This is a genomic window from Acetobacteraceae bacterium, assembly GCA_004843345.1.
Lineage (GTDB): Bacteria > Pseudomonadota > Alphaproteobacteria > Acetobacterales > Acetobacteraceae.
On sequence record CP039460.1, the window covers coordinates 1,678,214 to 1,703,111 of the forward strand.

At 40.0% G+C, this 24,898-nt stretch carries 18 protein-coding genes; 10 read left to right on the forward strand and 8 right to left on the reverse strand.

Annotated elements, in window-relative coordinates; genetic code table 11:
* Positions 1-200 precede the first annotated feature (200 nt).
* From FAI40_08180 to tssG, 7 genes are all read left to right on the forward strand, one after another.
* Positions 201-1,322 carry a hypothetical protein gene (locus tag FAI40_08180; protein ID QCE35305.1) on the forward strand — a complete coding sequence of 374 codons (1,122 nt, stop codon included), beginning with the start codon at positions 201-203 and terminating at the stop codon, positions 1,320-1,322.
* A gap of 81 nt (positions 1,323-1,403) precedes the next feature.
* Positions 1,404-1,910 carry a type VI secretion system contractile sheath small subunit gene (gene tssB / locus FAI40_08185; GenBank protein QCE35306.1) on the forward strand — a complete coding sequence of 169 codons (507 nt, stop codon included), beginning with the start codon at positions 1,404-1,406 and terminating at the stop codon, positions 1,908-1,910.
* 2 nt (positions 1,911-1,912) lie between these two features.
* On the forward strand, positions 1,913-3,406 hold the full coding sequence (gene tssC / locus FAI40_08190) for a type VI secretion system contractile sheath large subunit (GenBank protein QCE35307.1): 1,494 nt from the start codon (positions 1,913-1,915) through the stop codon (positions 3,404-3,406).
* Positions 3,399-4,925: a type VI secretion system contractile sheath large subunit gene (gene tssC, locus FAI40_08195; GenBank protein ID QCE35308.1), complete on the forward strand. Its 1,527-nt coding sequence runs from the start codon at positions 3,399-3,401 to the stop codon at positions 4,923-4,925. Before tssC (FAI40_08190) ends, tssC (FAI40_08195) begins: the two co-directional genes overlap by 8 nt.
* An 18-nt stretch (positions 4,926-4,943) precedes the next feature.
* On the forward strand, positions 4,944-5,390 hold the full coding sequence (gene tssE / locus FAI40_08200) for a type VI secretion system baseplate subunit TssE (protein QCE35309.1): 447 nt from the start codon (positions 4,944-4,946) through the stop codon (positions 5,388-5,390).
* Positions 5,391-5,447: 57 nt separating this feature from the next.
* Complete coding sequence (gene tssF / locus FAI40_08205; GenBank protein QCE35310.1) at positions 5,448-7,250, forward strand: type VI secretion system baseplate subunit TssF; 1,803 nt, start codon at positions 5,448-5,450, stop codon at positions 7,248-7,250.
* A 2-nt stretch (positions 7,251-7,252) separates the two neighbouring features.
* Complete coding sequence (tssG, locus tag FAI40_08210) at positions 7,253-8,278, forward strand: type VI secretion system baseplate subunit TssG (GenBank protein ID QCE35311.1); 1,026 nt, start codon at positions 7,253-7,255, stop codon at positions 8,276-8,278.
* On the opposite strand, the gene FAI40_08215 is transcribed toward tssG, so the two are convergent.
* The 4 genes from FAI40_08215 to FAI40_08230 all read right to left on the reverse strand — a co-directional run bounded on the left by FAI40_08215 (position 8,272) and on the right by FAI40_08230 (position 12,701).
* On the reverse strand, positions 8,272-8,514 hold the full coding sequence (locus tag FAI40_08215) for a hypothetical protein (protein QCE35312.1): 243 nt from the start codon (positions 8,512-8,514) through the stop codon (positions 8,272-8,274). The two genes, tssG and FAI40_08215, sit on opposite strands and share 7 nt — an antisense overlap.
* A 10-nt stretch (positions 8,515-8,524) precedes the next feature.
* A complete protein-coding gene (gene tssI / locus FAI40_08220; GenBank protein QCE35313.1) occupies positions 8,525-11,197 on the reverse strand; it encodes a type VI secretion system tip protein VgrG in 2,673 nt (890 codons plus the stop codon).
* Complete coding sequence (locus tag FAI40_08225; GenBank protein QCE35314.1) at positions 11,187-11,648, reverse strand: ankyrin repeat domain-containing protein; 462 nt, start codon at positions 11,646-11,648, stop codon at positions 11,187-11,189. Before FAI40_08225 ends, tssI begins: the two co-directional genes overlap by 11 nt.
* A gap of 405 nt (positions 11,649-12,053) precedes the next feature.
* A complete protein-coding gene (locus FAI40_08230; GenBank protein ID QCE35315.1) occupies positions 12,054-12,701 on the reverse strand; it encodes an ankyrin repeat domain-containing protein in 648 nt (215 codons plus the stop codon).
* Between the two features lie 524 nt (positions 12,702-13,225).
* On the opposite strand from FAI40_08230, the gene FAI40_08235 reads away from it, so the two are divergent.
* The 3 genes from FAI40_08235 to FAI40_08245 all read left to right on the forward strand — a co-directional run bounded on the left by FAI40_08235 (position 13,226) and on the right by FAI40_08245 (position 17,281).
* The gene (locus FAI40_08235) at positions 13,226-14,527 is read left to right on the forward strand and encodes a hypothetical protein (GenBank protein ID QCE35316.1); all 1,302 of its coding nucleotides are present in this window, start codon (positions 13,226-13,228) and stop codon (positions 14,525-14,527) included.
* Positions 14,528-14,717: 190 nt separating this feature from the next.
* A complete protein-coding gene (gene nfsB / locus FAI40_08240; GenBank protein ID QCE35317.1) occupies positions 14,718-15,359 on the forward strand; it encodes an oxygen-insensitive NAD(P)H nitroreductase in 642 nt (213 codons plus the stop codon).
* 365 nt (positions 15,360-15,724) lie between these two features.
* Positions 15,725-17,281, forward strand: coding sequence for a phenylalanine aminomutase (D-beta-phenylalanine forming) (locus FAI40_08245; GenBank protein ID QCE35318.1), 1,557 nt, complete (start codon positions 15,725-15,727; stop codon positions 17,279-17,281).
* A 207-nt stretch (positions 17,282-17,488) separates the two neighbouring features.
* On the opposite strand, the gene FAI40_08250 is transcribed toward FAI40_08245, so the two are convergent.
* Genes FAI40_08250 through FAI40_08265 form a run of 4 tightly spaced genes read right to left on the reverse strand, consistent with a single transcriptional unit; the run spans position 17,489 to position 24,880 of the window.
* The gene (locus tag FAI40_08250; GenBank protein ID QCE35319.1) at positions 17,489-19,633 is read right to left on the reverse strand and encodes a hypothetical protein; all 2,145 of its coding nucleotides are present in this window, start codon (positions 19,631-19,633) and stop codon (positions 17,489-17,491) included.
* Between the two features lie 36 nt (positions 19,634-19,669).
* Positions 19,670-20,083 carry a hypothetical protein gene (locus tag FAI40_08255; GenBank protein QCE35320.1) on the reverse strand — a complete coding sequence of 138 codons (414 nt, stop codon included), beginning with the start codon at positions 20,081-20,083 and terminating at the stop codon, positions 19,670-19,672.
* Positions 20,080-24,138, reverse strand: coding sequence for a DUF1738 domain-containing protein (locus tag FAI40_08260; GenBank protein ID QCE35321.1), 4,059 nt, complete (start codon positions 24,136-24,138; stop codon positions 20,080-20,082). Before FAI40_08260 ends, FAI40_08255 begins: the two co-directional genes overlap by 4 nt.
* Entirely contained in the window at positions 24,122-24,880 is a 759-nt protein-coding gene (locus FAI40_08265) for a hypothetical protein (protein ID QCE35322.1), read from the reverse strand. The genes FAI40_08260 and FAI40_08265 overlap by 17 nt, the downstream gene beginning before the upstream one ends.
* Positions 24,881-24,898 lie beyond the last annotated feature (18 nt).

Sequence of the window (24,898 nt, forward strand, 5' to 3'; positions counted from 1 at the left end):
TTCTCTAATGCTGGAGCTGTCGTTACGATTATGGCTATCGAAAAAAAGCTTAAGAGAAACAAAAAGAATTTAAAAGAAAAAGACATTAAGCTCTATACCGTTACACTTATAAGGCTTATCCTACCAGAAAAGGAAATGTGATTTGGCGCTTCACTTGTCATTTAGATTAAAGTCGGCGCACCAACAATTATCTTAAAGATATAGAATATTTGATTCTCCAGAGGGAGGAAAAATTGTTTTTGGATGAAGCAGGCAAACAACCCTCGCCATTGGAGAGTTTAAAATCTTTACAAGGGAATGCTGGGGAGAATTTACGTTTAAACGTGGACCTTGCAAATCCTTTTACGAAACTCAAAGATTTACGTTATGAGGCGCGTGAAAAAGAGCGCAAAATTGATAATAATCCTGATCTAGTTCCGCAGACTCCAGAGGAATGGGCACAGATAAAGGAACTTGCCTTAGAGATTATTCTAAGTCAGAGTCGAGATGTTGAGGTTGCCAGCTGGTTGATTGAGGCCTGCGCACGTTTGGATTTTCTGCGTGGGATTATCTTTAGCGTTCCAATAATGATAGAAATTTTAAAGGGCTTTTGGGATCGTTCCTATCCCGAATTTGATGTTCAAGATCCTGAGGAACGTTTTTTTTCTATTAGTGCCTTGAGTGGGGAAGGGCGTGATGGAACGATTATTCAGCCCTTGAGGAGTCTTCCTTTTTTAAAGATGGATGAGGGAGAGCCATTGCCTTTCTGGAAATTTGTAAGATCTCAAGAAATCAGTTTGGCAAAAGGGCAAGGCAATAGTGTTTCGTCCATGATCGAAAATCTTCCTGAATTTTCGACTCTCGAAAACATGGCTTATGCTTCACAGGATGCAATGAAAAATTTATCGTCAGAGTGTCGTTTGGCATGTGAGGCTTGGAAAGGGCTGGAAGCGGTTATTGATGATAAATGTGCATTTTATGAGATTGTTCCGCCTTCTCTTAGACGTGTAAGAGAGCTTTTAGAAGAGATTCAACTTGTAAGTGACCGTTATGTACCGTTGTCCGAAATTGTTCCTGAGGGGGAAGAAAAATCGGAACTTTCTCAGAGGAAGGCAGGTAGAGACCTCCCTCATTGGGGGCGGGAAGAGATTTTAGGTGAAATCTTGCGTTTGGCGGAGGAGTTTCGGCGTAGAGAGCCACAGTCTCCTTTAAGCTATGCCATTGAAAATTCTGTACAGCAGGCTCGTTTGGGTCTGCCAGATCTCTTGAAAAATGTCATTCAAGATGAGAATGTAAGAAATGATGTTATGACTAGGCTCGGTATGTTTTTTTCTAAGGAATAGCATCTTTCTTCTGTGTTTTAATCCTGTGTTTTGTCCATTTTCTATGGGCATTCTCTTTGTTTTTAAGAAAGAAATATGAGCATGAATGATAGTATCCACAATAAACTTTCACGTGTACGCAAACCGCGTGTTCACATCACGTACGAAGTAGAAACAGAAGGGGCTGAAAAAACAAGAGAGCTTCCGTTTGTCGTTGGCGTCATGGGAGATTTTGCAGGAGATTCAACCAAATCGCTTCGTCCATATAATGAACGTCGTTTTGTGCAGATAGATAGTCATAATTTTAATGAAGTCATGTCAAAAATGTCGCCTTCCCTGAAGTTGGAGGTGCCAAATACGATAAAAGATGATGGGAGCACTTTAAAAGCAGATCTTTCCTTTGAAAAAATGGAAGATTTTGAGCCTTTGAATATTGTGGAGCAAGTTCCTGAATTAAAGAAGCTTTTGGAAACCAGAAATCGTTTGAGAGACCTTTTGAGTAAGGCAGATCGCTCTCAGGAATTAGAGCAATTATTGGAGCATATTTTACAGAATAAAGATGAGATGAAGTCGTTATCTCACGAGGTATCTAATTCTAAGGAGGATTGATTATGAGCGAAGTTATGGAGAAAGAGGCGAATAAGGTTGAGTCACCTGTGTTGCAGGAAGCTTCTATTTTGCCGAAAGTTATTGCTGCGACACGTCAAACAGAAAAAGAAAGAGTTCTAGAATTAATTGAATCTCTTTCAGAAGGTGTTGAGAATGGCACAGTTGTTTTTGATAGAAACCTGACTCTGACAATAGATCAGGCGATCAAGAAAATAGATAATGCGATTAGCGAACAGCTAACAGCTGTGATGCACGACCCACGTTTTTTGAAATTAGAGGGTAGCTGGCGTGGCCTTGAGTATTTAACGAAAAATAGTGATACGGGACAAAATCTTAAAATTCGAGTTGTCAATGCAACGAAAAAGGAATTGCACCGAGACCTGACGCGTGCAGTGGAATTTGACCAGTCTAATTTGTTTCGAAAGGTTTATGAAAGTGAGTTTGGGACGCCTGGTGGTGAACCTTATGGCGCTTTGATTGGTGACTATGAGTGGACACATAAACCAGAAGATTTGGAGACACTTCGTCAAATAAGCCATGTTTCCGCAGCTGCTTTTGCGCCATTTATTTCCGCAGCAGGTGCAGAAATGTTTGGATTTAAGGATTGGACAGAGCTTTCACGTCCAAGAGATTTGGCAAAAATTTTCGACACGGTTGAATATAGTAAATGGCGATATTTCCGTAATACAGAGGATAGCCGTTTTGTTTCATTGACGCTGCCTCGTGTGTTGGCTCGCTTGCCGTATGGGGCTGATACAAATTCAGTGGATGGCCTTTACTTTGAAGAAGCAAAACTTTCCAAAGATGGTAAGCCGTTAGCGCTTGATCATGATCAGTATTGCTGGATGAACGCAGCTTATCTTATGGGTGCACGTTTAACAGATTCTTTTGCTAAAACGGGTTTTTGTACGACAATTCGTGGAAAAGAAAATGGTGGACGGATTGATAACCTTCCTCAGCATATTTTTAAATCTGATGACGGGGATATGGATGCAAAATGTCCAACCGAAATCGGTATTACAGATCGGCGTGAATATGAGCTGTCAAAGCTAGGTTTCTTGCCAATTTGTCATTATAAAAATGAAGATTATGCTGTTTTCTTTGGCGCTCAGACAGTTCAATCACCTGCTGTTTACGATAAGCCTGAAGCGACTGCAAATGCGGCTATCTCTGCGCGCTTGCCGTATATCATGGCGACTAGCCGTTTTTCACATTATTTGAAAGTGATGGCACGTGATAAGATTGGATCTTTTTTGGAGGTTTCCGATTGTGAGCGCTGGCTGAATGACTGGATTTCACGTTATGTCAACGATAACGCCTTGTCTGGAGCTGAAGGTAAAGCGAGCTATCCTTTACGTGCCGCCAAGGTGGAAGTAACCGAAATCCCTGGATGCCCTGGGTCATATAATGCTGTCACATATATGTGCCCTTGGTTACAGCTTGAGGAATTGACGACGAGCATGCGTATGGTCGCCCGTATTCCAGAACGTGCCTAAAAAGCCTGATAACCAGCCTCTGAATCTGTCAGAGGCTGGTAGCACTCTGAGTGTAAGAGAAATTTTTTTTTCTGGAGATTTTTCAAATCTTTCAGAAGATTATGATGCGTTTTTAAACGATGATCTGACGGCGTTTTCTTTATGGTTTGGCGCTTTGGAGACTTATTTTTCTCTGGAAGGAAATGTTTCTAAGGAAACTCTAAAAGCGCTTTTGCGTTCGGCAATTGAAAAAGATCTTTTAGCGCTTAAGACGCTTTTAGATGAACAAATAGACCGTATTCTGCATGCTGAGAAATATCAAAAATTAGAAGGACGTTGGCGAGGGTTGGCATCACTCGTTGTAAAACAGTTTCGGTCAGCGCAGAGAGTTTCAAAAGTTATTGTGCGGTTTTTTCCAGCATCTTGGAAGGAAATCTCAAAGGATCTTAGCCGTTCGGTAGATTTTGATGACTCGAAATTGTTTCAATTATGGTATGAAAACGAATTTGGCCATCCTGGAGGACAACCTTTTGGTCTGATGTTGATAGATCATGAAATTTCATATCATCCACGTGATATCGAAGACCTAAAGCATGTTTCAAATATTGCCGCTGTGTCTTTTATTCCAGTTGTTTTAAGTGCGTCGCCGTCTTTGTTCGGGGCAGACAGTTTTACAAACCTTGCCAATAGTCATCATATCAGCAGTGTGTTTGAGGATAGGGTTTATCATCATTGGCGAAAGTTTCAATATACAGAAAATGCCCGTTTTGTTGGCTTAGTATTACCTTATGTACGTGCCCGTTCGCGTTGGACCTATGACAATAATTTAATGGGACATTCAGAAAAAATTTCTTCTCTTGAGGATTATTGTTGGTCTCCTGGAATTTACGAGTTTGGAAGAAACGTCATTAGAGCTTGTCAAAGGTTTGGATGGCCTGCTGATATTCGTGGGATTGTTCCTGGGCATGAGGGGGGAGCTTTTATCCAGAAAAAAGCGACAGATACTTTTCGTTTTGGGAGTTATACCTTTTTGCCACAAGCTCCTGTTGCTTTGGGTTTTACAGATGAACAGGAGCGAGATATTACTTCGTCGGGCTTCATGCTTATAAATACACTCGTAGATGGACATATTGCTTTTGTTTCTACTTGTAGTGTTCAGTTGCCAGAAGTGAGTACAAAACAGTCCAAAATGGCAGAGGCACATAGGCGCATAAATAGAGATTTTGGGCCTTTACTATGTGCTTGCCGCTTTGCGCATTATATCAAAATGCTGGGAAGAGATATGGTCGGGAGATTCACAAATGCAGATGAAATTTCTCAAGAGCTTCGGAGATGGCTATCCCAATATACAAGCGTTAATGCAAGTTCATCTTTAGACGGTAGGGCAAGATATCCTTTGCTATCCAGTGATGTTTCATTAGAGCCCTCAGAAGACGCTGAAAAATATCATTGTCTTATTAAGATCGAACCGCATTATCAGCTGGAAAATGCAGTTGCTACTTTTCATTTTAAAACGATGCTTTCTAAACGTTCTAAATAAGATATTTGAGAGCTTGTTATGGATAATTTTTCTTCTCTTCTAGACCATTTACATGATGGTAATCCTAAGCAAAAGACTGATTTGCTATCAGGGACAGAGAGCGAGATGGATCATCTTGTTTCTTCCATTAGTTTTGATCTAGAGCGTCTTTTAAACTCGAGATCAGCATGGAGTATTTTGCCGAAAGAGTGCCGGGATCTTAAAAAATCTTTTTTGGGATTTGGCTTAAATGATTTGAAAATGTACGCTTTTTCTAATGAGGAAGATTTAGAAATTATTCGACAAAATCTTGAAGATTTGCTTTTGCTTTTTGAGCCACGTTTAAGTCATGTTAACGTTATTTTGATGCCACAAGAGGCATATCTCCACGGTTTTTTACCTATTGTTGTTGAGGCAACATTATGCCCTCCTTATCGGGATGAGGCTGTTTATTTTGATATATCTTTAAAAATTTCGGAAGAATAATACGTATTGATGCTGCCGTAATTTAAACAGGGTTATAAATTTTTAAGGGAATAAAAGATGAATGATGATTTTGTTTATTATTATCAACGCGAATTAGAGACCCTTAAGAAATTAGCAGCTGAATTTTCAGAAGATAATCCTAAAATAGCAAAGCGCCTTCGTGTCTCTCCTGATCTCGTTGAGGATCCTCATGTAGAAAGATTATTGGAGGGATCCGCTTTTTTAGCAGGGCGTACTCAAAAACGTCTTGATGATGAATATCCTGAGTTAACGGACGCTATGTTGGATGTTTTGTTTCCTCATGTTTTATCGCCGATGCCGTGTGCAAGTATCGTAGAGCTTTTTCTTCCGACTTCTAGGAGAGAAAAATTTTTATTGGAAAAGGGAACATCTTTCTCAACGCTTTCTCCTGAAGGCGAGAAGTACCCTTTTATGAGTACAATGGAGACTGAAGTTTGGCCTATAAAAGCAGAAAAAGCTTTTTTTGAAGCTCAGCCTTTTAAAGCCCCGAAACATCCCAAAATACAGCATGCAAAAAGCTATGTGCGTATTTCTTTGAAATTATTCGACAAACAAGCAAGTTTTGGAGAAATCTCTCCAGAAAATCTATGTTTTTATTTAAACGCCTCAGATGGGCAAGCTATTACTCTTTTTGAATTGATGACGCAGCATCTCATAGGGATTCTGATTGCGGATGACGTAGAGGACACAGCTCCTGTTTTTGTTCCACCTTCCGTTTTAGAGATGCCTGGATTTGATATAGAAAATTTTTTACTACCTGATTTTGCGCAGTCTTTTTCTGGTTTTCATTTTTTATATGAATATTTTGGATTTTTAAAAAAGTTTTTATTCATCAAATTAAAGGGGCTAAGCAGTTATTTCACTGGTGTAAAACAGTCCGAAAAAGTTCTTTATTTTTTCTTTAATGTTACCAATAAGCTTTTTGAGACATTATTTCATGCAGACATTCTAAAATTAAATTGTGTCCCTGTTATTAACCTTTTTGAGGGATCAATAGATCCAATTTCTTTGGATTTAACAAAAACTTCTTACCCTCTTATAGCTGATTCAACAAAAAGAAATTATTTAGAGGTCTGGAGATTAAAAGAAGTCTATGAAATTTTAGAAAATGGTGAAAGAGGGTATTGGCGATCGCTTTATCAAAATTTAGCTTATCATGAGACGCAGGCTTTGGGCAGATATACGCTAGGGCAGCGTTTTTCTCTCAAAAACTCAAAAAGAGAGCTTTTTTTTAATCCAATTGATTTTGAAATGGATACTCAAAAAGATTCTTTTCCTGTTCTATCGATGAATGCTTGGTTGCATAACGGTAATTTGCCATTAGCCATTCCTTTTGGAAAAGGTGCGCCATATTTTAAAAATACGGCCTTTAAAAAAATAGAATCACTGACGCCGTTTTCACCTTGCTGGCAGCCTGTTTTACATGACAAGAAGGCTTGGAGCCTTATTTCTCATTTAACGTTGGATCATTTGTGTGAAGAAAAAGGGGAAAAAGCAGCAGCCTCATTGAAAAAGCTCCTTTCTCTCTATGATGTCTGCCAAACGGCGGAAAGCACTATGCTCATTGAGAGCTTAATTTCTGTGAATGCTGTTTTTACAACTATGCGACACCCTCAGAAAGTACCTTTAGCCTTTTGCAAGGGGATTAAAATTTCTTTAATTTTTGAACGAAAATCGTGGCATCGTCATGGAATTTATTTACTAGCCTGTATTTTAGAACGATTTTTAGCTCTGAACGCTACAATTAACACCTTTGTCGTGACGAGCGCGTATCTTAAAGATCAACAAGAGCCAATTGCTGTATTCCCGCCTCGTATTGGTCTTCAGGAGCTCATATAGACATGAAGACGCCCGCAATCATCAGGAAAAAAGAGAGAACTCGTAGAGAAAAGGCGTTAGGACATCTTTTTCATTCTCCCTATGTGTTTACTTTTGATGCTGCTTTTATGTTGATTTCTGGATGGGCAGATAAAAAAGACGTTTTTTTTCAAGTCGTTGATAATTTGGTTACGCCGAGCGCACATATCCTTGCTGTAAGAGAGGATTTTAGAGGACGAATTAGATTAACAACAAGTTTTAGCGGTTTGGTTGGACATAATAGTGTCTTGCCTCGCTATTTTACAGCAGAATTGAGTAAAGAAAATCATGCAAACTCCTATGCGCTGAATGATTTGCTTAACCTTTTAACGCAACAGCCACTCAAGCAATTTGCTCTGGCAGGTATAAAATATCAGCCACATCTTCAGATTACAAAAGCGATTGCGGATCATAAGAAATCTAATTCTGTTTTGTTTACACGTTCTTTGCTTGCATTGACTGGAAGAGATCCGGATTTATCTTCTTTTGATAAATTAGATGAAACGCGGATTTTCTTTTCAGGTTTATTTGCAGGGAAAAGACGATCTGCTGAAAAATTAAGAAATTTTTTAGAAGGCTGGCTGGAAAGTAGGGTGCGTATTGAACAGCTAAAAGGGCAGTGGAGCAAGCTCCCAGAAGACCAAATAACACGGCTTCCTTCTAAAGGATTCAAAGGGCAGTACAATCAATTGGATAAAGGATGTGTGCTGGGAAAACGTTATTGGGACGTCGATGGATGTATTTGGATTGTGATTGGTCCATTAAATTTTAAAAAGTTTTCAATTCTTTTGCCCCCTTCAAAGCGATTGCAGGAACTCTTTAAGCTTATTCAGTCCTATCTTGGGAAGACAGTAGATTTTAAAATTCGTCTTGTTTTAGATAAGCAGGATGTTCCTGCTCTAACATTAGGAAAGACAAAACTCGGGCTCACCAGTTGGCTTCCAATGAAAAAGCAACGGAGATTAGATCTCGAGGATTTAGTCTTTTCTCTAAAAGAGAATGTTTACTGATAAAGGGCTATTGTGAATTTTGTTGTATAACAAGTTCTGCTGGACATTCCGTTCTGGGGATTTTCCTCATCTGGTGAAATTTCCACGCGTGCACTTTCTTGAATGGTTTGGTACCCACCTGGGAGTAAGAACCACCCATCCTGTAAATGCTGGTTAACTTCCTGCTCAAGTTCAGCAATGTCAAAAGATGATAAGATTTTAAATTTTTGGATTGTTTCTGCTGATTTCCTAACCATAAATAGTCCCCTAATCGAATGAGATGGTTCCGCCTTTAATAGAAATACCTGCTGGCGAAAATTCAATTGTTGCTGGGCCACATCTAAATTCAATTCCTGAATTCGCTTCAATGACAATTTTGCCATTACTGGTTTTTATTGCCAGTGGTCCGCCTTTGATGGTGAGTGTATCGCCCTCGCCAATAACGGTTTCTCTGCCTTTCTCAACCTTCACCGTTTGCTTTTCTTTTACGGTTAATTCTTGCTTGCCAGAGATTTCCACGGATTGATTTTTATGGACATTGATATTTTGGTTTTGGAGAGCTTCCAGACGCATAGAACGTTGTGATTTTAAGGTAAGAGACGTCTCGTTGTCCTTATTATCGTCAAAACAAAGTTCATTTCCATCTCCAGCTTGTTCTGATCCTAAGGTGCGTGTTTTGATCCCAGAAACAGAAGATTTATCTGGAAGCTTATAGGGCGGAAGGTCCTGATTGTTATAAAAGCATCCAACAATTACAGGCTGGTCAATGTCTCCGCCCATAAAAGAGACCGCAACTTCTGTTCCAACCCGTGGTAAATGCATCCAGCCATAATTCTCTCCAGACCATGGGTTTAAAAGACGCGCCCAGATGATATTCCCAGCTTTCGTTGTTTTATCCTGATCAAAACGAAGTTTGACTTTTATTCTCCCAAGTTTATCGGTCTCAATCGTTCCTTTGTTTTGATTGCCTTGAATGAGACCACTATAAATTCCGCCAATCAGTGGACGTTGCGGAACTTCATCATGCCAATTGATTTCTGAAGGGAAGGCTTTGAATTGATTATCATAGGAGGGCGCTTTAGGTTTTTCTCCATTGGAGCGATACCAACTTAAATCTTCAGCCTGATGGATAACCTGCTGTAAAACATAAGGATATCCTTCTTTATCTGTTTTAGAAGCCGCAATGTGAATTTTAAGGCCAGGTTGGAAGGTTGGATCGGTACTCAGTCCACTGCACAGAGAAGCAGAAGCCAGGATTGCTTGCTGGGTATAGTCAGCTAATCCCTCTTGGGGTGTTGTGCTGGACGAAGGAGAGGAGGAGGCTGCCTTTTGCTCAACCCAGTTCTTTGTCTCTCTCTGTTCTTTCCAAAGAGAACGTTCCCCTGTTAAGAGCGTTTCGGATTGTTTTGTTCCAGAAAAACTTGCATCGGCGGTATCTTCCTCTTTATCTAAATTACTGGTGAGAACAGTGATTTTTTTAGGAAGGGTTTTTGCTGTGCTGTGGAACTCTCGTAAAAGATGCTGATGATCTCCGCCTTGTCCCAGTTGGTAAAGATTTGGCGCTTTTTTCTCAAAAGCTTTATTGTCTCTGCCAATAACCATCTGAGCTTCTTCTTGCGTATGCCTAAAATAATAGAAATAGCCATTTTCACGCATGAGGCGGTGTAGAAAGTCTAAATGTGTTTCATTAAACTGCGTCACATAAGGCAGCGTGGTTGTATCCTCAATATGAGAGAAGTTGGGTTCAATATTTGCGTCTGTGAGGATTTCTTCGAGGATGGCTTTGGCGGTTTTTTGCTGAAAGGTACGATTGATCTGCTGGTCTTTTAAGAAATAAAGCTCTGGCACGACTTCCATATGATAAACCCAGCCACGGTCTTCATGGGTTTCTTCTTGTGTAAAACTATGAACAACACCATGGAAATAACGGTCTTCTCCGTTTTGACGTTTAATGAGGAGAGAGACCTTCTGGCGAATGAGCTTGTCTGGGGAGATATTCTGCTCATTGGCAAAGAGTTTGAGTTTAAAGAAATAAGGTTGTGAGAGGGTTTCTTCAGCGTAGAAGGAAGCCGCATGAAGGGCTTTTGGATTAAAACTTTCGCCGTCTTTGCCGAGTGGGGTTTTCAGCTGCAATAAAAAAGGCACCTGATACGTGCCTTTATCATTAGGAGCTGGAGTAGAGCGTACAGTTACCGTGTTCTTGCTGGGGGTGGGGGTTTCTGGGAGGGATGGTGTTTGTGGGATACAACCAGCATTTCTTTGAGAAGCTTCAATGGATCTCAAAATAGCATCTGTACCATGGCGAGTGATGGAAGAAGAACTTTCATCATCAGCAGCAGGAAGGGTGACATGTTGAACACCAGCTGCTTTTGCAAAAAGTTTATTTTTTTGGATTTTTGTTAAAAACTCTCCTTGAACATTTACGTCTGTGATTGCGGAAGGCTGCGGAGAAGCCACAGTACCCGAACGCAATCCTGCGGCATTGAAAATTGTTGCCGGATTGCCAGATGCTTTTGCTGCGGCGGAGGCTAATCCTCCGCCTAAAGAGTGACCTGTGTAAGAAACGTTTTCAATGCCTTCATCGTTTAATATGTTGGCAATATTCTGGGCTTGAGCATAGTAAAATGACTTTAATCCAACACCTTGCGTAAGATTTTGTTTCCAATCTTGCAAGCTTGTAAAGTCAGTACCTTTAAAGGCGACTAATGGAGCGCCAGTTTCATGATCTATAAAAATAGCAGCGCGAAAATTACTAGCTTCTCCATTATTTAGTGGATGCTCAATATCCGCTAATTTTAATCCTAGAGATTTTAGATCAGTTTCGGTAGCATTTCGATATCCTGGTGGGGCAATACGATCCTCAGGAGCTTTATAGGCTTCTTGGCTAGCTAAAGCATTCGTCTTGTAATCCGCAAGCGTTGCGCAAAGATTACTCGTCACCAGACACTCCTTCTGCCGTCAGTCTGACACCTTCAGGTGGCCATTTACCCTCTTGAGCAAGTTTTAGAACCTCCCTTCTCACTGGAGGGTGACGAGTATATCCTATTTTGAGCAGAATCTTTCGGACATTTTCTCGGTAAGGCACTTCTTTTACAAGTGGATATATTTGATCGTTAAAGGCGAAACGGGCAACTATATGTCCAAACTCATCGTAAGCCCAAGGATCGGCGCCGGCTTTGAGTAAAATCTCTACCATCTGCCAAGACCCTTGACTCGCTGCGCGAATAAGAGGCGTATAATTTGTTTCATTAGGAGCAGGATTACGTTTATTTAGAAGACTTTTATTTTTAGAAAGTTCTCTGACACCATTCGGCCCATCTAGACGATCATTCATGATAGCCCCTAGTAAAGGGTGAATAAGTTTGCTTTCTTTCGCAGTTGGTTCAGACATTTCGCTTCCTTTAACTTCTTTGGGCAGTATTAGGTTGATTCCTACTTGCGAAAGAAATAAACATCCTAAGCAAATTTTGATGGTTTTTTTTAACATGTATCAGATTCTCAGCAGAGATTTATTAAGCTCCATCTCTGGGAGAGCAGTATAATACAATTATGTGAAGTAGAAAAACGCTAACTGCTAAAATTACTGTACTGATTTATTGGATGTTTCAATGTCGTGGTGGAACAACAATACACTTCTTGATTGGCTAAGGCGTTTGCTTTTTAGAATTGAAGTTCTTTACCTTTGGAAAAGAGTGATTGGCAGGCCTCATTTAAATTTTGAGAGGGCGCTTCTGAAGGAGATAAAACATGACCAGCAGCAAGCTTGGAGCATTTATCACTGAGTTTTTGAGGAGAATCAGTTTTTACCATCATAAGAACCTTTCTGATAAATCAGGTTCCCATGAGCATCGCGTCCATAAACGACTTCTCCCGGATGAGGCTCAATGAGTTTTTGCTCTGCTTCCGTAAAATCAGACATTTTAAGCTGATTACCATCCATACCTTCAGCACTTAACTTGACACCTTCAGGCGGCCATTTACCTTCTTTAACCAATTGTCTGATTTTTTTAGGACTTGGGGTTGGATTGACAGGATAGCCTATTTTGAGCAGGATTTTTTTTACATTCCGATAGTGCAGCATTTGATCATGGCCAGGGAAATATTTATCGCGGTTAAAAAAAGCACTTGATCCCGTCGTGTATCCCATTTCATCTTGTGCCCAAGGATCGGCGCCAGCTTTGAGTAAAATCTCCACCATGTCCCAATCGCCTTGCCCAGCAGAACGAATCACAGGTGTAGTATTATCTGCCGGGTCTCTTTCCTCAAGACCGATTTTTTTAGCAGCGAGTTTCTGTACCTTTTTAACATCGCCGTTTTTAACGGCATAAAACATTGGGCCGCCCCATTCCTGATCCATATTCGCAGGCTCCTTTAGCGCATAAATCATTAAGCAGACAAAAATCAAAACCACAGCAGAAGAAAAGAGAAGCATGAATTTTTTCATAGAATGAATGCTACGTTTTTAGAAGAAATAGCCAGCGAAGAAATGAATATTGTTTTTAGCATTGTGAAATTCGTTCATCTTCTTTCATGTTAGGCTTGATGCTTAATAAGCTAGCACAAAGATGAGATGCTCTGAATATACACTTTGTCTTGCAAAGAGCGTTTTTCAGACATCCGGAATCATTCTTCTATACCTTCTGCCGTTAGTTTAACACCAGCTGGAGGCCATTTTCCATGAGCGCAAAGAAAGTTTGTAAGCTTTGCGTGGCAGATGGGAAGAGGTAGGTAACTAGAAGTGGTAGTAATTTTTGCCACTTCTAGTTATCGTTAAAAATTACTAACTCCGAGTATATGTCATATTTCCTAATTTAGTGCTTGTTCTATTGGAAATTGTTATTGGTTTTCCACTACCAACTCTTGTTGTTGTGGAGGTGTTTCCAATTGGATTTTGAGGTTTTTTGCTTTTAGATTAACTTTGTAAAAGAAAGATCTGATTTCGTTTATCTACCATTTAAAAGGGTTTTTATGACATCTATTTCAAACAAATGGCCTGCTGGAGCTGTTGAACAAGCGTTTCGTTTATTTGATAAAGCAGCGACCAGTGCATCAGCCCCCATGTGCCAAACAAATTTAGTTTGTTTAGTTGAATTTGAAACAGAAGGTCAAGAAATACCGACAGCTAATATGTTGCGGGAGTTAATTGAAAAGCACCTTTGTCATCTTCCTTGCTTAACGCACTTTTTAAAGGAAGATAATGATGGTCAACTCTATTGGGCTTCCTATGAACCTAACTTAGATAATATCATTTTATCTAAAAAAATTCCCCTTCATAGTTTAGAAAATGAAATAACAACCTCTCTTGCTTCAAGACTTCCTTATGATATGCCTTGGAAACTTATCTTGCTCTATGGTTATGCAGAAGGAAAAATTTCTATTCTATGTTCAGTGCGGCATGAAATCATGGATGGTGGTGCGGTAGCAGAAACGCTTTCTGTACTCTTCGGAAAGAATAAAAATACAAAAAAAGCAATTTCTCTACCTTCGCCTCAAGAAGCACTAAAAATAATTCCGACAGAATTTATTCAAGCGTCTCCCGTAGAAGAAAAGAGCTTATTCTGGAATGGCATTTCACCAACGCTCAAAAGAAAAAACACTATTCTTCAAATGCCTTCACGCCTCCTTCCTGAAATTGGAAAAAAACTTGGTGTATCTGGAAATGATATTTACTTATTCACAATGGGTAGAGCTTTTTGGAAATGGGCACAAAAATATAGAAATACTTTACCAGACAATGGGGATTTTTCTCTTTTAGTACCTGTTAATTTGCGTCTTTCTGGAGAACATTGCCCTGGAAGTTGTTTTTATCTTGCTAAAATCACTCTTTCACAACAAGCCTCAATAGAGGAACTCGTTAAACAAACAGACATTTTGCGACAGAAAACTATTAGGGAAAGCTTGGCTGCACTTTATAAAGAAAATTCAGAAATAGCATTAAACTATATGGCTGATCCAAAATTAACAGCCTGTGCCAGTAGCAGTTTTCGAATTACGGAATCCTTGGGATGGGGGGAATACCCTCTTGTACGCATGGTTCAATCATTTAACTCCCTAGCGGGAAGGATGCCTATGTACAGTATGTTCAGTACATATGAGCCTAAAAATATAGAAAAGGGCACTTTCTATTCTATTTTATTTTTCTCAATGGATGACGGTATTGACGGCTTATCAGAAATACCAAATCTTTGGGTTAAAGAGCTTCACAAGATTGCAGAACAAACAGGGCAGCTGAATCAAATTAAAAACTGTCAGATAGAACCATTCTGCTAATTCTACCCATGGACGCGTTGCCATTGTTTTTTATAGGTCTATTCTAGCTTATTCGATCTAGGATGATTTTTACTTTTGAACTTTTTAAAGCGTAAATGATCATCATCCTAAAAAGAACAAAGCAATTGTAAATGCAGCTTTGCAATTCTGGGCAACTGTATAAATTCTCTCTTGATTATTAGGAGGCATTATGAATATCGAAAATATTGTTGAAAGTCGCTATACGACGAAAGCTTTTGATCCTCAAAAGAAAATTTCAAATGAGGAAATTTTAAAATTAAAAAAACTGCTACGCCTGACTCCCTCTTCTTGTAACTTACAGCCTTGGCACTTTATTTTTGCTACGAGCAAAGAAGGAAAAGAAAAAATTTCCAAATCAATGGATAGAGTTTTTCCTGAAAATGTAGACAGAGTCATGAATGCCGCTCTTGTTATTGTGTTTTGTACTAAACTCAAAGTAGATGAAAATTATCTCACTTTACTTTTTGATCAAGAAGAAAAAGACGGGCGTTTTAGAAGCCATGAATCCCGAATTAAGGGGCAAAAATTCCGTCAAAATTATGTTGATAATCACGCCAATCAGCTAGAATGGTATAAACAGCAAGCTTATATTGCTCTCGGTGCCTTTCTTGTTGAGGCGAAAGCACTTGGTATTGATGCTTGCCCAATCGGAGGGTTTTCACGAGAAAAACTTAATGATCTCCTTTCCTTAGAAGATAAAGGACTTACTAGTACGGTGGTTGTTTCATTAGGACATCACAGTGAACAGGATTTTAACAAACACTTAAACAAATCTCGCCTTAATCTAGATCTTCTTTTTACGGATATTTAAGCTAAGAGTGATATTCCTTAGTGGTCAAAAGGGATTTTCAATAACCCAGCTACAATGAAGAAAATTTTTAAAACACAAAGTGACATGCTTACCAATTTTTGAGATGTGTCTTTTTTATAAAAAATGAATTTAAACCTCCATTTTTAAAGAAGGAAATGGAGGTCTTTATTTGGTCATTTTATGTATTTTGAAGGGCGTTTTTGGGAGAAAGTGATAATCTCAAAACATATATTCAGGTAATCAACCTTCAGAAATTTTATGAATAAAAAGACTATCTGAAGAACCAAAAAATATTACAGCATCAAGCTTTACAAGCATTTTTCTGGAACTAAGATTATCGCATCTGCATGTCATAAGGAAAATTCATGATGACGAAAAATACTCTTCTCCTTGAAATAGAAAAAGACATAACACCCGAAGAACTCATCGCCTTTGCCGAAGAAAGAAAATACGTCAAAGCCTCGGAAAATGTTAAAAAAACAGTTCAAAAATCAAGAATATTTTTGGAAAAACACGTTAAGGACGGAACTGTTATTTACGGTGTGAATACAGGGATGGGCGGATTTGTGCATAAACTGGTTTCCATTGAAAAGGCGCCAGAACAGCAGAAAAATCTTATCCAAGCCGTTGCAACAAATGTTGGTCCTCTTCTGCCTCCCAGACTCGCCCGTGCGACAATGTTGGCACGCATTATTTCCTTATCACGCGGATGCTCTGCAATTTCTTTGGAAAATTTCAACCGTTTTATTGCAATCTATAATGCAGGAATCATTCCTGAAATTCCTTCTAAAGGATCTTTAGGCACGAGTGGAGATCTTGGTCCTCTAGCAGCGATGGCAGCAATGCTGACGGGAAGTGCCCCTTTTGTCCTTCTAAATGGAAAACGTCTCCCTACGAAAGAAGCTTTTTCAACTTTAAAACTTGAACCTCTAACTCTTTCCTATAAGGAAGGACTTGCCCTTATCAATGGCACATCCTGCATGACAGCTTTTGCTGCGGAAAACATTCTTTCTGCCAATGCTCTGCTGGAAAATTACGTTGCGATTTCGGGTCTTTCTTTTGAGGCTTTTCGTGCCTGTATCCGTCCATTTCATCCAGATTTACATAAATTAAAGCCCCATCAGGGACAGCGTCATATTGCTGGTCTCCTATGGAAATATATCAAAGACAGCTCCCTCACAGTTGATGATACCCATCTTTCTAAAGAATTGGCGAATTATCCTGCTGGCAAAGAGCCGCCAGAAGATATTGCGATTGAGGATGCTTATTCGATAAGATGCACTCCTCAAATTCTCGGACCTGTTTGGGATACAGTCAAATTTACCTATAATATCATTCACAATGAAATAAATGCCTCCAGTGATAACCCTCTCGTTACCCCTGAAAATGGAGAAATTTTCCATAATGGCCATTTTCACGGGCAATATATTTCTGCAGCTATGGATTATTTAGCGATTGCGGTAACAACCTTATGCAATTTGTCAGATAGGCGTGCTGACCGCTTCTTAACCAAAGCCAATAATAAAGGGCTTCCTGCTTTTCTTTGCGCAAAAGACGGAGGATTCCATTTTGGACTTATGGGGGGGCAGTTTATGGGAGCATCCCTAACAGCCGAAAATCGCTCTCTTACTTCGCCCGTCTCAATCCAGACATTATCGACAACAGGTGATTTTCAGGATGTTGTTTCTTTCGGGCTTGTCGCAGCACGAAAGACACAGGAAATCATACAAAATGCCCGTTATATTATAGCATTTGAGCTTATCTGCGCAGCACAGGCTGCTGAATTTAGAGGGATTGAAAAACTCAGCCAGAATGGAAGTGAATGGTTTAGGAAAACACGTGAACTCGTTCCTTTCATTGAAGAGGATATCTCTCTTACCCCTTATATTGAGGCAATCGCCGAGAAAATACTGAGCTGTTAAAAAAAAGGAATACTGCTTTCCCTCATAAAATCTATATATAACTTTATCGAACAATCAGCTTTGCAGATGATTGTTGGGAGGGAAAAGAGTAATCCTGCGATCTAATCCTTTTAAATCTTGAAAAGATGGTTGTTGAAAAAGTACAGCGTAAAAGCTGTACTTTTTTGTTGTTATGGTTTGTTTTTATCAGACGAAGACAATAAAGCATCAATTTAGTATTCCAGCTACCAATTGCTCTAAAGGCGGGTGATTACTGTTATTTTCTACAAGCACATCAATCTCTTCTTTTTCCAGCATAGGAATTTGCGCTCTTTTTAGAAATGCTGGATTTTTAAAGTAAAGAATTTGCTCTCCACGAATAGCCGAATAGCCATATGGGAAGATAATGACCTCTCCAGGCGCTACCATTTCTTCGCCTTTGATAATAGGGGACTTTAGACGCCTTGCTTCATCAGGCGTGATTAAAGGGCGGGAGGTTTCAGTGTAAGAAGTGTTTGTTCCTGTCAATTTTCCACTCGCAGATCGACTTTCAGAAGTGCTTTCTTTGACAATCGTTGTTGTGCCAGCTTGTTTAGAAATATATTCCGCTGTTTCAACAGAGTTTGAAGCGAAGGTGATTTTAAGATTGCAGTTATCAGAGATTTCTTCTTTATCACCGTATTTTTGTTTAATCTGATTGATGCTTTGAGCAACCATCATGATTTTAATGCCATAGCCTGCTGAATAGGGAATAGCTCTCGGAAGAGAGGGAATTTTCCCAGGTGCTGTGAATTCATCGAGGAGTAAAAGAAGGCGGTTTTTATAGTTTTTGACCGAACGCCCTCCTTCAAATTTCTGTTCTTTGCAAAGAGTTATGAGGATGGTGTTGAACAAGATGTTAATGATGTTTTGTGCTGTGTCTAAATCGGTAGGTTCGACAATAATATACAGCGTTGTCGGTTTGCCATTTTCAGCATTCATTAAATCGTTGATATGAAAATCACATTTTCCTAGATTTTCGGCAATGATCTTATTCCGAAACACGGTAAAGATACGGCCTAAGCAAGACATTTTAGAGCCATATTCACGAGAGGGCGTATTGATAAAATCCTGAGCATTTTTCAGTGCTAGATTGCCAATATCCGCAGGAACTTTTCCAACTCTTATATCTCTGACAATATCATACCAAACTTTTTTCTTTTTTCGCTCCTCATCCTCACTATCGTTGCTCTTCTGTCCAGCATTGCTGGCTTCTAGGGCGCTAAATTTTTCGTCAACGAATTGTTCTAAATTTTCATTTGTAACGCTGCCATTGTGGTAGAGATCAGCAATGTTTTCCCAAAGATCCGCTTCGTCTTTCGGCAGGGCAGCAGAAAGCCGATCATCAATTTTTAGAAAGCTAGGTGTTTCACCAGCAGCTTTGGCACGATAGATTTCATAGGCAATCAGCCCTTGAAACCCATTGATGGCAGCATCCATCCAGTGATCGACAGGCGTGCCATTGGGATTGGCAAAAATATGCGACATGACCTGAATGTCTTTTGTTTCATATTCTTCCTTGCCAATGCGGATTTCTTCTAAAGGGTTCCAACGTGAATAGCCGCGCGCCATAGGCTTAAAAACAAGAATGTTATTATTGGCATACTTCTTCCGCCAGCCAGAAGTTAAGGCAAAAAGCTCTCCTTTAATATCCAGAACGGCAACACTGGAAAGCCAAGTGAATAAGGTCGGAATAACATTTGTCACGCCTTTTCCTGAACGGGTAGGCGCTAAAATCATGGTATGTTGGGGACCGGAATGTAAAAGTGGATGAAGGATGCCTTTTTTATCTCTCCAGCCGCCAATAAAAATGGCAGATTTTGTTTCTTTCTTTTCTGTTTTTACACTTTTATTTGATTTTCCTTGAAGGGCAGCTTTTAGATTAAAAGATGCTTTCTTTTTATGATTGTCTTCAGATGTTGGAAGGAGATCTGCATTTTCAATGTCTTCTTGGGTTGCCCAATGGGCTGACCCGTGCAGTGTGTCGATTGCATGGGCTTTTTTCCGAAAGAAAAAATGACGGCTAAGGGCAGCACAGATAACGCCAGCTGTAAAGCAAAGTGTTACTTGCCAGAGGGCATCATTAAAGAGTTGAGGGTAGGTATTATTCCACCAGATGTCCCAGAGGATGCTGTCCCAGAAAGGATAGATATGCGCACAATGCCATCCTAAGGAAGAATGATAATTGAAATGATAGGCGAGATATTGGGTGGCTTTTTGCAGCCCGATCAACAGACCAAGAACAGAAATTCCAAAAAGGATGAGAGATTCTTTTGCAGGAATGGGCTGTTTGGACTGTTGTGTTTTTTGGGAAGAAGCAGGTCGTTTTGACATGGTGGAGTTTCTTGAATGAGGATGGACGTCCCAGAGTTAAAGGAGACCAGGATCTCGATACCAAGTGCCATAGATGGCATTTACTTCTAAAGCGATGAGCACATCTTTGCTTGAAGCATCTGCGGAAATACATTCGGCTAAAAATCGTTGTCGAGAAATTGCTGTCCAGGGAGGATCATAAAAAGGCGGACCAGGAGAAAAGAGCCACCAGATACTCCAGCGATGGATAGAAAAATAAGCATGCGTTGCAGGTTGGCAGAGAGGTTGCTGTCCACCTGTTATATGGCTTTCACCTGAATAATGATGACGGCCATAGAGACACATGATTGCCATACATGCGAGAGGATTTACATTGGGAACAGGTGCTGCAACGGCTTTGTTCAGATAAGAAAAACTCAAAGAACTCCCTAAAAATAGGAGTGCAGAGGTAATAAGCGTAAAACGTTTCATCTTTCCATGCCGCGCTCGTTAGAACGGCTTGGCTTTGAACGGGATTGTTCTTGTAGTTGTTCACGTGATGTTCTCGCCTGTGCTTTTGATTGCTCTAGAATTTTTGTTCTTTGCTGTTCCTTTGTCTTTTCTTTGTTTTTGGCAATCACGGCTAATTCTCCTCTAAATTGGTTTTTGAGGATTGTTTTACCTAAGCGTGTTTTTTGTGCGAGATCATTAAAATCACTAAGTTTCTTGTAAGTGTTATGGGCTTCTTTTTGTGCTTCTGTGAGGCTGTTTTTACGCCATTCTTCTTTTGTGAATTTTGGAATATTGTCAGGCCAATGTTTATCTTCTTCCAAGAAAACTGGCATCACCACTCTAGCGCCAACTTCTTTGGCCGCTGCAAAGGCTTTTTCTTTTCCGACATTGTGGCCGTTTGTCATAAGGCAATGTCGGTCATCGTCTGCGGCAATCAAAATAGGTTGTTCGGGATAAGCTTTGTGAATGGCTTTAGCAACAGAAAGAAGTTGTCCTGAATCAAAAGCAACGACAACAGATCCGCCCGTTTGGGCTTCGTGGATTGAAGCCCCTGTCGCCAATCCTTCAGCAATGATAATTGCTGGCGCTGTTTTAAGACTATCAAGGCCAGAAAGAGGGAAGAAAGTTCCTTCCTTTTTGCCATCTTTTGCAAAGCGTTTGCTTCCATCTGTGTAGATGGTTTGTTGATTCCACTGTTTGCCCGAAATATCCATCATAGGGACAATGGTATTTCCATGTTGATCTGTTTTTAATCCATTGGCCGATGAAAGGGAGAGACCTTTTGCTTGCATATAAGGCGTTGGAGATTGGATTTCTTTGAGAGAGAGAAAGGCTGAGGAAACTTCTTTTGCCGTTTTTTCCTGCGCTTGCAGACGTTTTTCTTCTCTGTCTTTCTGGCGTTGCGCCATGAGCAGCTTTTGGGCTTCTATTTCTGATGCAGACATCTTTGTTTGAACGCCGCTTAAAGGATAAGCCTTGGCTGAGCCTGTTTGGTGATTGCCAATATAAGCAAGTGGATGACCGTTATTTTCGTGAATAATGTAATAGCCTGATTTTTCACTTCCTTTGTTCTTTTCTGTTGCGATGGAATGCATTTCACCATCTCGAATAGGTGTTACGGCTTTTAGGCCTTGCTCTCTGAGAGCATCATAAAAAGCATCTTCAATATTTTCGATGATGGGTGCTGGTTTTTTCTCTTGAGGATTAAGCCATTTTTCGAAGCCTTCGCTGGAATGGCCTTTGGGAATAAACCAAGATTTCTCTTTGGCGCTCCATTGAGCGCCTGCTTTTTTAGCCTCTTTGCGCTCCTTATAGGGGACAGAGATATAAACTGGTTTGTCAGAGATTTTTGTTTCGTTTTTTGTCTCTGTTTGAAGCGCAAGATGACGGTCTAGTTCTCTATTGAAAGCATCTTCTCTTTCTTGTGCTGAAAGTTCACCCCTAATATTCCTTCTTGCTTGAGAGGCCGTTAAACCACCGCCGACATAAGGGCTTCCACCGCTTCTATTGTAGAGGTCTTGGGTTTTTTCTGTATCAGCTCTCCTGGCGTCATTGAGTTTTTCAAGACGCTCTTCAGCGCTTTCTGTCATTTCTTTTTTGCGCTGATCCGCAAAGCTTTGGACATCTGGCGTATTATCTTTGGTTGTTTCGGCCGTAAATGTTTTGTTATGGCTGAAACCATATTCAACATCTTTAATTTCAGCTTCAATGAAGCTGGCATTGTCTAATTCAAGAGAAGGAAGAGCTTCTCTAAGAGCAGAATAGCGTGTTTCTCTTGCGGCAATTTTCTGATCTAAATGTTCTGCTAATGCGGACAGATAATTCTCATTAAACCGAGACGCAATTTGATAGCCATAAGATCCATTTTGAGGGTCGAAGCCGTCCTTTGCTTTAAGGAAATCTTGTTCAGGATCAAGTGTTCTAGCAAAAAGTATCACTTGGCTGTTGTATATATCTTCTTCAGTCGGATCATACGTGAAATGATCTGGAGAAGGTGGATTTTCTATTCTTTCATTGAAGGCATCCGCTAATTCCTCTGCGTGCTGAGGAATATATTGTTCAATATTTTCTTTTGTGATTTTCAGGGAAATTCTTTCAAAAGCTTCTAGGGCTTCTGAACGTTCTTCTGTGTGAGTGCTTTCTTGAAGATTTTCTTGCTCCATTTGCTTCTCAAATCCCATCACAAAATCTTTGATTTTGGAGGCATCTCTGGACGCTTTAATAATCTCTTCGGGATCATTCTTGAGGGCAGATACCCAGCTTTGGATATAAGAAAGATGATTGTCAGCTGTTTGGCCGTTTTTAAGCTGAATGGATGGTTGAAAACCTGTGCCCAGCTCCATTGCAAGCATCATAGAGCCGATTTCAGCTCTGAGTTCTTCTTGAGCGTATGCGATGGATCCAAAAGGATTTTTTATATCTCTGTTTAGACGGCTTTCGTGCCCAGTCCAGTGTCCAAGCTCATGGAGTGCCGTGGCGTAGTAACCGCTTTCTGAATGAAATTGCTCTTTTTGAGGTAGAATGATTGTATCTTGAAGTGGAGAATAAAAAGCACGTGCACTGGGCTTGTGTTCAATTTCAGCGCCAGACGCTTTTAAAATAGCTTCGCCTCGAGCATTGGCTTTAAACACCTTGTCTGGATCTGGAATAGGTCTTTCTAGCTCAGGAAGTCCATCTATTTGTTCTGCATTAAAGACATTAAAGGTTATTGGAATAGGGCGGTCTAAAGGAACAGTTTCTTTTAGAGCTTTACCATCTTCGCCTTTAATAATTTTGCCATTTTCATCTTTTTTAAGAACTTCTTTGTCATAAATGATGCGGATAAGTTCAAGAGATTTTTCTCCCCTGCGAACTTGAGCGCCAGTTTCTTTGGCTTGCTTATATGTCATCCAACGGGGATCTTCTCGTCCTGCCATTTGAAGCCATAAGTTATTCATGCCGCTATATTGATGATTAGTGACAGGATTATACGGAGATTCCAGTGCGCCTGCTTCCCATGGCTTTAGCCAAGGGGCTGTTCCATTTTCTAATTGTTCAATGACTTTTGTTGCAAATTTTTCGGCAAAAGTGGCTTTCGGGGAAGAGGTTATTGGCATGGGCGTTTTTCCTTCACTTTTTTCAAGAGAGGCTTCGTATTCTTTATTCCTTTGTTCAACCTGCAAATCTCGTTTTTGGAGTTCGTATTTCAGAGCAGAAAGATCGTTTGGAATTTTTAAATCAACAAGATTTGCGCCGTATGTTTGGGAAAAAGTAAGCGTTCTGCTGTTTTCTGATTTTAAGTGAATACCGTATTGGTCTTGGAGCTTTTCAATGATGCTCTCACGTTCACTCTTCGGCGTTTCTTCTTGTTCAAGAGGGAATAAGAGATGTTCAATTTCTCGATGAAGTTGATAAGGTGTAATGACAGAGCCAAGAAGCTTTTCTAAGCTTGTGTGGCCATTTTCTTTGAAATAATCCATGCTTCCCTGGACAAATGTTCTTGTTTCGTCAAAGCGAATGTTGGGTAGGGCGATTTCATTTACGGCCATATCACGGGCTATATAGAGAATATCTCTACCTCGCCTGTCTGCTATGCGGTTAAAGCGTTCCCATCGTAAATCATAACCTGCTTCTTGAGAGAGCTGCTGTGTGAAGATTCTTAAGGTGCGTGTATTTCCGTCAAGAAAGGGGTGGATATAGTCCAGATTGGCATATAAAGAAGCCATTTCTTTTGTGAATTGCTCTTTATTGAGTTTTGAAAGTTCTTTTGGATTTGCTTTTTCTAAAATACTGGAGAGTTTGTCTTGGGAAGGCTGATCCATAGGAGAGTAGGCAACCCAAGGAAAAAGGTCTTTAATGGTTTCAAACTCTCTTTGTTTGCGCCAGTCTCCACGAGCGTCAGAGCGAAATTGTCCAGGACTTAAAATTGGAGAGCGTTGGAAAATATCGCTATGAATGGCTTTGAGATGGGCGACATCAAAGTCGCCCTTAATTGGATTGAGACGTAAGAAGGCGCTTCTATATTCGGCATGTCTGTAATCAATCTTTTCGGCCATGCTCTTCTACCTTTTTATTTATAAGCTCTTCATATTCTTCCATTGTTATTTCTAGATTGATAAAACGTTCAGATAACGCTTTGTCAGTATCGCTGGCGTAATGGCCTTCCAGCTCAAAAGAGGCTCTTGAGGCCTCTATGGCATCACGGCGACGACCTTTTTCTGCAAGCAGATTCAATTCTTCTGCGAGTGCATCTTTTTGTTCTTCTTGGCTTAAAAGAGGCTGCCATTTAAGGATTAAGGCTAAGTTTTGCTCTCTTGTATTTTTTCTGGCTTGATTTTGAAGAAATTTGATTTCTTCCATGGCAAAGTTAAGAGAATGAAAACGTTTTTTTTCTGCTTCAGTTAAGTCTATATAGGCTGTTTTGCCGCCATTATTTTCTTTACTTTGTGCTTTTAAAATCTCAATCGCTTTACTTAAAAGTCCACTGAGGATTTCAGTGTAGTCGCCATTTTTAACGGCTTCTTCAATTTCTTCTTGGGAAAAATTATCGCCTTCAGGATCATAGCCTTCAGCGACAGCTTCTGCGAAAGAACAAGCTTCCCATCCTAATTCTTCGGCTCGTTCTGCTTCGTTAGGGTCAAGTTCAACAGGGTAACCAGCTTCTGCCAAGGAGAGTTTGTTTTGTAAATTTTCTTTGGCAGCTTGTTTTTGAAGCTCTTCTTTTTGAGGAAAAGCATTTTCATTTACGGATAGCGCCTGATCTTCGATATTTTTTGTGTCATTAGAAACATATGTCATTGGAAAATCCTTTTGGAA

Bases quoted from the DNA above. Each gene is read 5' to 3' on its own strand.
- tssB (QCE35306.1), top strand. From the start codon at position 1,404: ATGAATGATAGTATCCACAATAAACTTTCACGTGTACGCAAACCGCGT.
- tssC (QCE35307.1), top strand. From the start codon at position 1,913: ATGAGCGAAGTTATGGAGAAAGAGGCGAATAAGGTTGAGTCACCTGTG.
- tssE (QCE35309.1), top strand. From the start codon at position 4,944: ATGGATAATTTTTCTTCTCTTCTAGACCATTTACATGATGGTAATCCT.
- tssF (QCE35310.1), top strand. From the start codon at position 5,448: ATGAATGATGATTTTGTTTATTATTATCAACGCGAATTAGAGACCCTT.
- tssG (QCE35311.1), top strand. From the start codon at position 7,253: ATGAAGACGCCCGCAATCATCAGGAAAAAAGAGAGAACTCGTAGAGAA.
- FAI40_08215 (QCE35312.1), bottom strand. From the start codon at position 8,514: ATGGTTAGGAAATCAGCAGAAACAATCCAAAAATTTAAAATCTTATCA.
- FAI40_08225 (QCE35314.1), bottom strand. From the start codon at position 11,648: ATGTCTGAACCAACTGCGAAAGAAAGCAAACTTATTCACCCTTTACTA.
- FAI40_08230 (QCE35315.1), bottom strand. From the start codon at position 12,701: ATGAAAAAATTCATGCTTCTCTTTTCTTCTGCTGTGGTTTTGATTTTT.
- FAI40_08235 (QCE35316.1), top strand. From the start codon at position 13,226: ATGACATCTATTTCAAACAAATGGCCTGCTGGAGCTGTTGAACAAGCG.
- nfsB (QCE35317.1), top strand. From the start codon at position 14,718: ATGAATATCGAAAATATTGTTGAAAGTCGCTATACGACGAAAGCTTTT.
- FAI40_08245 (QCE35318.1), top strand. From the start codon at position 15,725: ATGATGACGAAAAATACTCTTCTCCTTGAAATAGAAAAAGACATAACA.
- FAI40_08250 (QCE35319.1), bottom strand. From the start codon at position 19,633: ATGTCAAAACGACCTGCTTCTTCCCAAAAAACACAACAGTCCAAACAG.
- FAI40_08255 (QCE35320.1), bottom strand. From the start codon at position 20,083: ATGAAACGTTTTACGCTTATTACCTCTGCACTCCTATTTTTAGGGAGT.
- FAI40_08260 (QCE35321.1), bottom strand. From the start codon at position 24,138: ATGGCCGAAAAGATTGATTACAGACATGCCGAATATAGAAGCGCCTTC.
- FAI40_08265 (QCE35322.1), bottom strand. From the start codon at position 24,880: ATGACATATGTTTCTAATGACACAAAAAATATCGAAGATCAGGCGCTA.